Source organism: Arthrobacter sp. TMN-49, assembly GCF_054511095.1.
Genome location: NZ_JBTNDH010000038.1, coordinates 1 through 11207 on the forward strand (window position 1 = coordinate 1; position 11207 = coordinate 11207).

The window sequence follows — 11207 nt, forward strand, 5'->3', positions numbered from 1 at the left end:
AACCCTGCACCGATACCTGAAACAACAGCCGACAGCCACCACGCTGGAGGTCTTGCAAACCCAGATCGATGCCTTCGACCGGTACTACAACACCGAACGTGAACACCAAGCGTTGGAACCGGGCATGACCCCGCAGGACGCCTGGAACGCCACTCCCAAAGCTCCCACACCGGCCCCACCAGAACCGGCCGCTACGGTCGGCGCGGAACGGTTCACCGCCCAGCGCCGTGTTGGGCGTAACGGTAATGTCACCACCATGGGCACCCATTACAAAATGGGCAAGGACTACATCGGTACCACCGTGAACATCATCCGCGACGGCATCGACATCATGTTCTTTGACAACCTCGGCTCGGAAATTATCAGCCACCCCATCCCACCCAAAGGCACTCGCTACGTAGGCAACGGCAAGCCCTCAGGAATCGCCGCAGACCCGGCCGGCGCCGTACGGAAACGCAAAATCAACCCCGTCAGAACCACCACCACGACTGAACAACAAACCCTCTAAAAAGAAGTGAGACACTCCCGGTCTGGCCGCTACTCAGACCGGAAGCGTCTACACAGGTATGAGACATCAATTGTCTACACAGGTATGAGACATGAACTGTCTACACAGGTATGAGACATGACAGACCCGATTTGGTGCAACAACTGCCACACAGATGAGAGTGGACGTGCGCAGACTTACCGGTGCTTGAACTCGGCCGGGCGCTTCTCGGAGAACGCCGCCATGCCCTCTTTTTGATCCTCCGTGGCGAAGCAGGCGTAAATGGCGCGCCGCTCACGTGCGACACCCTCGGCCAGGGTGGTCTCAAAGGCTGCGTTGACTGTTTCCTTGGCGATCATGGCCACCGGTTTGGACATGGCGGCGATGGTGTCAGCGGTGGCCAGTGCGTCCTCCAGCAAGGAGTCAACGGGCACCACCCGTGCCACCAGGCCGGCCTGTTCCGCCTCCACAGCACCCATGACACGGCCCGTCAGCACCATCTCCATGGCTTTGGCCTTGCCGATGGCACGGGTGAGACGTTGCGAGCCGCCCATGCCCGGGATCACGCCGAGCTTGATTTCGGGTTGGCCGAACTTGGCGTTGTCGGCGGCAATGATGAAGTCGGCAATCATGGCCAGCTCGCAGCCACCGCCTAAGGCGTGTCCGGCAACGGCAGCAATCATGGGGGTGCGCACGCGGGCCAGCTCGTCCCACACCGAGAACCAGCTGGACTGGTACATCTCCACCGATGATTTCCCGGCCATCTCCTTGATGTCGGCCCCTGCCGCAAAGGCGCGGGAGGTACCGGTGATGACCAGGGCGCCAATGCCTGGATCGGCGTCGAAGGCACGGGCGGCGGCCAAGATTTCCTGGCCCATGGCGTCGCTCAGGGCATTGAGGGCTTCGGGCCGGTTGAGGGTTATCAATCCCACCCGGCCATGTTGTTCGGTCAAGATCATGGAGTACTGCGTCATGGTGGAGAGGTTCCGTTCAGTTCACATGGTTTGCAACGTCAATAATTGGCCAGCGCCTAGACCTCAGTTAGCGCCATCGCCGTCGTTGGCGTCCCTGATGGCGTTGATGATGCCGGAAAAATCTGTTCCCGCCCCTCCGTCCAGGGCGAACTCGCGGTAGATTTCCTCGGCAGCCCTGCCCAGCACCGCGTCCACTCCCGTGGCGTTGAGCGCTTCAACCGCCAGCCCAAGGTCCTTGGCCATGAGGGCCCCGGCAAATCCTGGCTGGTAGTCGCGGTTGGCGGGGCTTGCCGGCACGGGGCCGGGGACGGGGCAGTTGCTTGTCAATGACCAGCACTGGCCGGAGGCGTTGGCCGCCACATCAAACAACGCCTGATGACTCAAGCCCAGCTTTTCACCCAACACAAACGCCTCACTCACGGCGATCATCGATACCCCAAGGATCATGTTGTTGCACACCTTGGCCGCCTGGCCGGAGCCGGGTCCGCCGCACAGCACCACGCGTTTGCCCATCACCTCAAAGAGGGGGCCGGCTGCGGCAAAGTCCTCCTCGGAGCCACCCACCATGAACGTCAACGACCCGGCCCCGGCCCCCACAACACCGCCGGAAACTGGCGCGTCCAGGCCCCTGTGGCCACTGGCCACCACCATTTCGTGGGCGGCGCGCGCATCCTCGACCGAAATGGTGGAGCACTCCAAGAACAACGCCCCGGGTTTGGCAGCGGCCAGCAAACCACCACCGGGCCCCTCCCCCTCAAACGCCGCAAACACATGCTTTCCGGCGGGCAGCATGGTGATGATGACATCCGCCCCCAGCGCCGCAGCAGCGGAAGAGGCGGCCACGACGACACCGGCCGCGTGCGCCGCGGTAAGCGCCGCCGGCACCACATCAAAGCCCGTCACCGGATAGCCGGCGGCCACCAGATTCGCTGCCATGGGCCCGCCCATATGGCCCAGCCCAATGAAGGCAACCTTGGTATCACGAATCGCCATCGATTCCTCGCTCATGGTGGTTCCTTTCCGATCATCCCTGCCGTACCGAATACTGCCGTACCGAATACTGCCGCGCCTAAAAATGTTAGGGCGCGATCAGGCCCAATTCCTGTGCCCCCACGCTGGCAAACGCCGCTGTCACAACATCGTCGGGGACCTGTGCCAGCGTGGCCGGGGACCAGGCAGGGTTCCTGTCCTTGTCCACCAGCTGCGCCCGGATGCCCTCGGCAAAATCCGGCCAGCGAAGTGCCCGCAGCGAAACCCGGAACTCCTGGTTCAACGCCTCCTCCAGGGACCTCAGGGCCCGCGCCCGCCGCAGCGCCGCCAGAGTGACTGTCACGGCCGTGGGGGACTTCGCAGCAATGGCGAGCGCCGCAGCCTGCGCCGACGGTTCGTCCACGCGAGCGAGGCGGGCAAGGATGGTCCCGACGTCGTCCGGGGCGTACGCCTCATCAATCCACCAACGCTGTTGCGCGAAGGCGGACTCCGGTGCTGCCTGCCCCCAGCGTGCGACGGCGGAGCTTGCGTTGCGCTCGGCCAGCTCGGCCACCAGCGTGGGCAGTGCGGCTGATTCAACAAAGTGGCTGGCCAGGCCCATGGCGATGGCGTCGGCACCACTGACCATGGCACCGGTGAGAGCCGCATGGGTGCCCAGTTCGCCGGGGGCGCGGGAGAACAGGTACGTGCCGCCCACATCGGGGACAAAACCTATGCCTGTTTCGGGCATGCCGATCTTGGAGCGTTCGGTGACAACCCTGTGCGATGCGTGGGCTGAAATCCCCACACCGCCGCCCAGCACCACACCGTCCATGAACGTCACAATGGGTTTCCGGTAGCGTCTGATGCGCGCGTTGAGATGGTATTCGGCGCGCCAAAACGATTCGCTGGCATCCCCACCGGTGCGGGCGTCGTGATAGATGGAGACAATGTCCCCGCCCGCGCACAGTCCCCGCTCACCGGCGCCGGAGATGAGAACCGTTGCCACCGAGTCGTCAGCCTCCCACTCATCCAAGCACTGGGCAAGGGTGGCGATCATGGCCGGGTTGAGCGCATTCATGGCTTGGGGGCGGTTCAGAATCAGGTGCCCCAGCTGGCCAGTTTGCTGGTGTAGAACGTCGTTGTGCTCCATGTACCTATCCTGCACTGATTAGCCCTCCACGGCCAGACGGCCCACTATGAGGCGCATGATTTCGTTGCTGCCCTCCAGGATCTGGTGGACCCGCAGGTCCCTGACAATCTTCTCCAAGCCGTACTCGCTCAGATAGCCGTAGCCGCCGTGGAGTTGCAGCGCCTGATTCGCCACCTGGAAACCGGCATCCGTGGCCACCAGTTTGGCCATGGCGCACAGCTTGACCGTGTCCGGCGCACCCGTGTCCAGGGCTGCTGCCGCCCGCATAAGCATGGTGCGGGACACCTCCAGGTCGGTGTCCATCTGGGCGATTTCAAAGAGCAGGTGCTGCTTTTCAATGAGCGGGCCACCAAACGCCTGCCTGTCCTTCAAATAGGCGATCGACTTTTCCAGTGCTGCCCGGCCACCACCCAGGGAACAAGCACCAATGTTGACCCGGCCGCCGTTGAGGCCCTTCATGGCAATGCCGAAACCGTCGCCCTCGGCCCCCAGCCTGTTCGCGACGGGAATCCGCACATCCTTGAACACCACCTGGCGGGTGGGTTGCGCCCGCCAGCCCATCTTCTTTTCATTGGACCCGAAGGACAGCCCGGGTGCGTCGTGGGGAACGACGACGGCGGTGATCCCGCGGCTGCCCAGATCCGCCGTGCGGACCATGACCAGGTACCACGCGGCAGCCCCGGCCCCGGAGATGAACTGTTTGGTCCCGTTGATAACGTAGTCACCGCCGTCGAGCACGGCTGAGGTGGTGATGGCTGCGGCATCGGAGCCAACACCGGGTTCGGAGAGGCAGTAGCTGGTCAGCTCCGTCATGGCGGTGATGCCGGGCAGCCAGGCTGCCCGCTGGGTTTCGTTGCCGAACGCGTCGATCATCCACGCGACCATGTTGTGGATGGAGATGTAGGCGGCGATGGTGGGGTCCACGGCTGCCAGCTCTTCGAAAATGAGCACCGCGTCGGTGCGGCTCAGCGCCGAGCCCCCGTGCTCCTCCCCCACGTAGATCCCCCCCATCCCCAGCGCACCGGCTTCCGCCAGAACGTCCACGGGGAAGTGTTTGTCCTCATCCCACGCGGCCGTGTGCGGGGCCAGTGCTGTGGCGGCAAAATCGCGCACCATTTCCACCACCGCCTCTTGGTCGGTTGTGAGCTGGTACATGGTGCCTCCTCTTGCCGGCCCCGGTGGGGGAACAGCTTATTTGGTGACCTTGCCCATCAGGGATGCGATGGGGCGAAGGAAGAGTGGTCGTGCCGCAAACCAGGCCCCGGCCATGACCAGCAAGGACACGGCAAAGATGCCAAAGCCCCACCAATTCACGACGTCGCTGGAGGTGTACATGTGGTTCAGGTTGCGCAGGGCGCCCGTGGCCAACACCAGTGTGACGTGAACAATGATGAAGCCCACAAAGTAGAGCATGACCGGGAAGTGGATGGCCCGGGCTGCTTGGATCGGGTAGATCTTGTTCAGCGTGCGCGCGTTCTTGGGCCAGGCACCGGACATGCGAATGCCTGTGGCGATGGCCAGCGGCGCGGCGATGAAGACTGTGACAAAGTAAGCCAGCAACTGCAGGGCGTTGTAGTTAACCCAGCCGTGCTCGGTGGGCCAGTCCAGGGACAGGTACTGCAAGGCAGCTGAGATGGCGTTGGGGAAGATGTCCCAGCTGGTGGGCACAATGCGCATCCACTGGCCCGTGGCGAACAAGACCACAATGAAGATCAGGCCATTGAGTACCCAGAGCGCATCCAGGGTCAGGTGGAACCACAAATCAAGGCTGATCTTGGTGGGGGCGTTCTTAGTTTTGATCAAGCCCTTGTTGTTGCGCACCCAGTGCGCCGGTGGGCGCTTGCTGGTGCGGACCTGCCACCCTGAGCGGATGATCAACAGCAGGAAGAACATGTTCAAGAAGTGCTGCCAGCCCAGCCAGGCAGGGAGTCCCACGGGCGCTGTTTCGGGCAGCTCCGACTGCCCTGGGTAGGTGGTCATGAAAGATTGCACCGCAGCCGAGCCGGTCAACCAGCGGGCAGCGAGCACCACCACCAGCAGTGCCAGCACCAGTCCTGCCGCCACCACGGCAACTTTGGCCCACAAGCTCAGGGCCTTCCACCTGGCCGAAATACCGTTGGCCTGCTTATTGATGGGTGTTGACATGGTCTAAAGAACCTCTTTCAAGAACTTCCACGGGGCGGTTTCACTATCCTGCGTTTGCAACTGTCTCTATTTGTAACAGGTGAAGGGTTTGATGTTGCTATTGGCTGTCATAGTGTCCCAGCCAGGTGTTGCCAATCCCCAGAATACTAGGCACTACTAGTATTTACTAGGTATACCAAGTAAATTATTGTGACAGTTGACGTTGATCGCATCTGTACCTGCACCGACCGCCCGAAAGGACCTCCCGTGTCCCCCGCCTCCCCCCTGCCCATGGATCCAATTGCAGAAGCCAAGCGCCAATGGATTGCCCATGGCTGGGCCGACGCCGCCGACGCCATGGCAGCTTTTTCCTCCGTCATGCGCGCCCACCAGATCATGTATAGCCGGGTTGATTCCGTGCTCAAGCCGCAGGGTCTTTCCTACGCCCGGTTGGAGTTGTTGCGCCTGCTGTCGTTCACCCGTGACGGCGCCCTGCCAATGGCAAGTGCCAGCGCCCGGCTCCAAGTCCATCCAACATCCGTGACGAGCGTGGTGGACAGGCTGGAAAAAGACCTGCTGGTGCGGCGTGAGGCCCATCCCACCGACGGGCGGGCCACCTTGGTGGTGCTGACGGATGCAGGGCGGGCACTGGCGGAGGAGGCCACGGCAGCGCTGAACGCCGAGGTGTTTACCAAGCCCGGCATCCCGTCGGCGGACCTTGTGCAGATGACACAAATTCTGGCCCGCTTCCGCCAGGCCTCCGGGGACTTCAGCGCCCCGGTCCCGTACCCAGACCCCCTCTAGACGCTATCGCAGCAATGGCTGGTTTTTCCCGGACGCTATCGCAGCAATCGCTCTCACATCGGTGGCTGCTGCGATAGCGTCGCCTAAAAAGTGACCACTACTGCGATAGCGTCCGTGTGGGCGGGCGGGGAGCTTATTTCATGGACGGGACCCCTTGGGCGAGCACCATGTCCACAGCCGTCCCCTGCGCGCTCAAATACACCAGGTGGCTGGCGGTTTCGGCGAGCGCTAGGCGGAGTGTGAACCCACGCAGCGACTCAAATCCGCGTGACCAGCTCAGCTGCTTGGCTACCTCCCAGACTGTCTGTGCGCTTCCTGCCTCCAGTGCGGCAATCACTTCGCCGGACCGCTCAAGGGTGTGTTCGTGCAGCTCCGCCACACGCGCCGGCAGACCACGGAAACGGTATTCGTGGGCTGGCAGAACTTCCATCGCCGCCCCCACAGCCATGACCTGAAGGGACTGGAGGTAGTCGGCCAGCGGATTGGCATGAATTTGGGCCTCAAGGGAAACATGCGGTGTGATGCGCGGCAGCACGTGGTCCCCCGTGAGGATGAGCTGATTGTCCTCATCCACCAAGCAAATATGCCCGGGGGTGTGACCGGGGGTGGCCAGCACGCGAACCCTCAGCCCGGCGACGGGCAGCAGCTCCCCATCCGCCAGAAGACGCTGCGGGGCCTGGACGCTCATCAGCTGCGCCCAGGAGTCCGCGTTGAAGGTGACCTCAGCCAGGAACTCCTCCGGCACGCCCCACGCAGAAAATTGCGCCCTGTCCGTGGCCACAAACTGTTGCGGATCACTGGGCCAGTGCGCGGCCACGGGCTCATGCTCACCGAGCGCCACCCAAGCACCGGAGGCCGCCCGCAACCGTCCAGCCATCCCCAAATGGTCTGGGTGGAAGTGAGTGACAACTATTCCGGTGATGTCCACCGGCGACAGCCCCGCAACAGCCAACCCGGCCGTCAGAATGTCCCATCCCTGATCTGAATCCCATCCCGGATCGACCAAGGCGGCCTCGCCCTGACCGATCAGCAGATAGGCCAAGGTGTAGCGCATGGGGTTGTTGATGAACGGCACGGGGATGGACCAGACGCCGGGCCGGACCTCCTCCACGGCTGGCAGCACCTTGTTTTTCCAGGCATTGAATTGTTCGTGCCCTGTAATGGTGATCATGAAGCCCTCCAAGCATCAAGAACGGTGGCAAAGTCGGTGTCGCCGCAGGATTGCTTGGCCACGGCCGGCGTGCGGGAGAACCGTGGCGCCGGCGCTGCGGCAATGTGCGCACCCTGCCCCGACAAGGCGCCCCGGGCGGCCATGTGTGTATTCCGGGCGGCTTCGGCATATGTCAGAACGGGTGTCACACAGGCGTCCACGTGCTCAAAAATGCCTGTCCACTCGTCCCGGGTGCGCCCGGCAAACGCGCCCGACAACACCTCCGCCAACGCCGGCCATTGGGCAGGGTCTTCCCTGTCCGGCAGCTCGGCTGCCAGCAAGCCAAGACCGTCCAGGAGCTGGCCGTAAAATTGAGGTTCGACGGCGCCCACGGCCACGTGCCCACCGTCGGCGCACGCGTACGTCCGGTAAAACGGGGCTCCCCCGTCCAACAGATTTGATTGCCGCTCATCCCTCCACATGTTGACCGAGCGCAGTTCCAAAATGATCTGTGAGAGCACGCTGACACCGTCCACCATGGCGGCATCCACCACCTGGCCCAGCCCCGAACGTTCGCGTTCCCATAAGGCCGCCAAAATGCCAGTCAAGACAAACATGGAGCCGCCACCAAAATCCCCCACCAAGTTTAAGGGCGGCATGGGCTGCTCCGCGGGTCCCATGGCGTGCAAGGCACCGGTCAGGGCAATGTAGTTGATGTCATGCCCGGCCCGTTGGGCCAAGGGCCCGTCCTGCCCCCACCCCGTCATGCGGCCATAGACCAGCCCCGGGTTCAGGGCCAGACACTCCGCCGGGCCAACCCCCAGCCGCTCCGTGGTGCCGGGCCGGAACCCCTCAAGGAGAACATCCGCCTCCGCCACCAGATCCAGCACCCCGGCACGATCGTCCGGGTCCAACAGGTTCGCCCGCACAGTGGCGCGGCCACGCAGCAGGTGAGTGCCGACGTCGTACCCGCCCAGGGGAGGTGCCGGACCCACCACACGCACCACCAGCGCCCCGAGGTCCGCCAACATCATCGCCGCGTGCGGGGCCGGCCCAATGGCGGAAAGCTCCACCACCTTCAATCCCTGCAACGGGCCGCCCATCTCAGGCCCCTAGCGCCGCGGCGTAGCTGTCGCGCAGGGTGCGCTTGAGGATCTTGCCGGCCCCCGACATGGGCAGCGCCTCCGGGAATTCAAAACTGCGCGGCACCTTGTACCTGGCAATGTGCGCCTTGCAGAAATCCGCCAGTTCCGCCTCGGTGGCCGTGTGGCTGGCGGCGAACACCACCACTGCGTGGACGCGCTCGCCGTAGTTCTCATCCGGAACACCAATCACCGCAGCTGACGCCACCGCGGGGTGCTTGCTCAGGGCGTTTTCCACCTCGACGGAGTACACGTTCTCGCCGCCGTTGATGATCATGTCCTTGAGCCTGTCCACCACGTAGACGAAGCCTTCGGCATCCACAGAGCCTAAATCGCCCGTGTGCAGCCAGCCGCCGCGCAGTGCCTCGGCGGACTGCTCCGGCTTGTTCCAATAGCCCGCCATGACATGGGCGCCCTTGGCACAAATCTCGCCAACTTCCCCGACCGGAACCTCGTGGCCGTCAAGGTCAAAAATGGCCACCTGGCTGTGCGGGGCGGCCCTGCCCGCGGAACGCATGGACGCGCCCCGGTGATCGCCGGGCAGCAGGAGTGTGATGACCGGGGACGCTTCGGTTTGCCCGTAAGCCTGGGTCAGGCGCAACCCGGGGAAGCACTCCTTGGTGCGGTTCAGCACGCCGTCGGAGATGGCAGAGCCGCCGTAGAGCATGCGGGCTAGGGAGGAGAGGTCATAGTTCGCCGCCTCCGGATGGTCCACAAGAATCTGGATCATGGTCGGTACCAGCAACACATCCGTGGGTTTGTGTTGCTGAATGGCGCTCAGCACGGCGACGGGTTCAAAGAACGGCACCATGACGTGGGTGCCGCCCAGGATTGTCAGCCCGCACCAGGCCGCCAGATCTGCCAGGTGGAACATGGGCGCCGCGTGCAACAGCACAGCACCTGCCTTCAACAGACCGCCGCTGGCGACAGTGCCCAGGCCCGAGGAGATGAGGTTTGTGTGGCTGAGCATGACCCCCTTGGGGAATCCGGTGGTGCCGCCGGTGTAGAAAATGCCGGCCAGGTCATCGCCGCCCCGGTAGGCATCTTCGACGGGTTCGGTACCGGCCACCAGCTCCTCATAGGAGAACATGCCCTCGGGGGTGGGGCCGTCGCCGCAGTGAATCAGCGTTGTCAGCCCGGCAGTTTTTTCCAGCAGCGCCGGGGCCATGGGCACAAAGGCGTCATCGATGAGCAGCACACGTGTTTGGGAGTCATGGAGCGAGTAGGCGATCTCCGCAGGGCTCCAGCGAATATTTACCGGGTTCAGGGCACCGCCGGCCCACGGCACGGCCACCAGGTATTCGGCGAACCTGTCACTGTTCAGTGACAACATGGCAACCCTGTCCCCGGCCGCCACACCGAGTTCTTGCAGGGCGCCGGCAAGGCAGGCAATCCGCTGCGCATGTTCGGCGTAGGTGCGCACACGGTCCTTGAAGATGGTGGCTGTGGTGTGCGGGTTTGCCTGCAGGGAACGGTGTAGGCCTTGGGTCAGGTACATGGTGGCTCCTTGATAAAAAATCGACAGTGACTTTTCACTTACTTGCCGTGGAACACTCCCGGACGGCGCTCGCCCAATGCTGCCACCGCCTCCAGCAGGTCCTCACTGTGCAGGAACGCCGAGTTCCACAACGCCACATGGCGCAGTCCGCGGGCAACGTTTTCTTCACGGTCCTCGTTGAGCACGGCCTTAGTACCGGCCACCGCCAGGGGCGAGTTTGCCGCAATCTGCCCGGCCATTTCCAGCGCCGCAGACAGCAGCGTATGTTGATCGGCGTACACGTCATTGACCAGGCCAATCTTCGCGGCCCGGGCGGCCGAGATGTCCTTGCCGGTCAACGCCAACTCGCGCAGGGCACCCTCGCCAATGATGCCGCGCAGCCTCTGCAGGCTTCCGACGTCGGCGACGATCGCCAGCCGCGTCTCGCGGACACTGAACGTGGCATCCTCAGAAGCGAGGCGAACATCGGCTGCGCTGATTAGGTCGACACCTCCACCAATGCACCAGCCGGACACAGCGGCAATCACCGGTTTGCGGCACCTGGCCACGACCGTCACAGCATCCTGCAGGGTCCGGATGACACCGAGCAGTTCTGTGCGCTGCGCCGCCTGGGCTGTGGCACCCGGGCCCAGCGTGCCCAGCCAGCCGCCCAGCACCTCCTGAACGTCTAGGCCCGTGCTGAAGTGTGGGCCCGCTCCCGTGAGCACCACTGCCCGCACGCTGGCATCGGCGTCTAGGGCGGCAAAAACCTGCGGCAGCTCCGCCCAAAAGCTGTGCCCCATCATGTTCCCGCGGCCCGGCCCGATCATACGCACGACGGCGACCCCCGGCGTGGGTGCCTGCTCCACGGTGAATGCCGTCCAGACCCGGGTGAAGACGGAGTCGGCGGCAGTATCCTGCGACATC

General features: G+C 63.7%; 10 protein-coding genes and 1 pseudogene. 2 read left to right on the forward strand and 9 right to left on the reverse strand.

Annotated features, from left to right (window positions below; translation table 11 throughout):
- Positions 1-508, forward strand: a pseudogene (locus tag ACX80E_RS14630) (hypothetical protein); the annotation flags it as partial.
- A gap of 176 nt (positions 509-684) precedes the next feature.
- On the opposite strand, the gene ACX80E_RS14635 reads toward ACX80E_RS14630, so the two are convergent.
- The 5 genes from ACX80E_RS14635 to ACX80E_RS14655 all read right to left on the reverse strand — a co-directional run bounded on the left by ACX80E_RS14635 (position 685) and on the right by ACX80E_RS14655 (position 5728).
- The gene (locus ACX80E_RS14635; RefSeq protein ID WP_459302753.1) at positions 685-1461 is read right to left on the reverse strand and encodes an enoyl-CoA hydratase; all 777 of its coding nucleotides are present in this window, start codon (positions 1459-1461) and stop codon (positions 685-687) included.
- Positions 1462-1524: 63 nt separating this feature from the next.
- Positions 1525-2469: a 3-hydroxyisobutyrate dehydrogenase gene (gene mmsB / locus ACX80E_RS14640; RefSeq protein ID WP_459302754.1), complete on the reverse strand. Its 945-nt coding sequence runs from the start codon at positions 2467-2469 to the stop codon at positions 1525-1527.
- A gap of 70 nt (positions 2470-2539) precedes the next feature.
- Positions 2540-3583 (reverse strand): enoyl-CoA hydratase/isomerase family protein, encoded by a 1044-nt coding sequence (locus ACX80E_RS14645; protein ID WP_459302755.1) that lies wholly within the window; start codon positions 3581-3583, stop codon positions 2540-2542.
- 18 nt (positions 3584-3601) lie between these two features.
- Positions 3602-4738, reverse strand: coding sequence for an acyl-CoA dehydrogenase family protein (locus ACX80E_RS14650; RefSeq protein ID WP_459302756.1), 1137 nt, complete (start codon positions 4736-4738; stop codon positions 3602-3604).
- 36 nt (positions 4739-4774) lie between these two features.
- Entirely contained in the window at positions 4775-5728 is a 954-nt protein-coding gene (locus ACX80E_RS14655; protein WP_459302757.1) for a cytochrome b/b6 domain-containing protein, read from the reverse strand.
- 246 nt (positions 5729-5974) lie between these two features.
- On the opposite strand from ACX80E_RS14655, the gene ACX80E_RS14660 reads away from it, so the two are divergent.
- Entirely contained in the window at positions 5975-6511 is a 537-nt protein-coding gene (locus ACX80E_RS14660) for a MarR family winged helix-turn-helix transcriptional regulator (protein ID WP_459302759.1), read from the forward strand.
- Between the two features lie 133 nt (positions 6512-6644).
- Here the strand turns inward: ACX80E_RS14660 and ACX80E_RS14665 are convergent, their stop codons facing one another.
- Genes ACX80E_RS14665 through ACX80E_RS14680 form a run of 4 tightly spaced genes read right to left on the reverse strand, consistent with a single transcriptional unit; the run spans position 6645 to position 11206 of the window.
- Positions 6645-7682, reverse strand: a complete 1038-nt coding sequence (locus ACX80E_RS14665; RefSeq protein WP_459302760.1) for an MBL fold metallo-hydrolase — start codon at positions 7680-7682, stop codon at positions 6645-6647.
- Complete coding sequence (locus tag ACX80E_RS14670) at positions 7679-8764, reverse strand: CaiB/BaiF CoA transferase family protein (RefSeq protein WP_459302761.1); 1086 nt, start codon at positions 8762-8764, stop codon at positions 7679-7681. Before ACX80E_RS14670 ends, ACX80E_RS14665 begins: the two co-directional genes overlap by 4 nt.
- Before the next feature lies 1 nt (position 8765).
- Positions 8766-10301, reverse strand: coding sequence for an acyl-CoA synthetase (locus ACX80E_RS14675; RefSeq protein WP_459302762.1), 1536 nt, complete (start codon positions 10299-10301; stop codon positions 8766-8768).
- Between the two features lie 38 nt (positions 10302-10339).
- Positions 10340-11206, reverse strand: coding sequence for a crotonase/enoyl-CoA hydratase family protein (locus tag ACX80E_RS14680; protein ID WP_459302763.1), 867 nt, complete (start codon positions 11204-11206; stop codon positions 10340-10342).
- Position 11207: the final 1 nt, after the last annotated feature.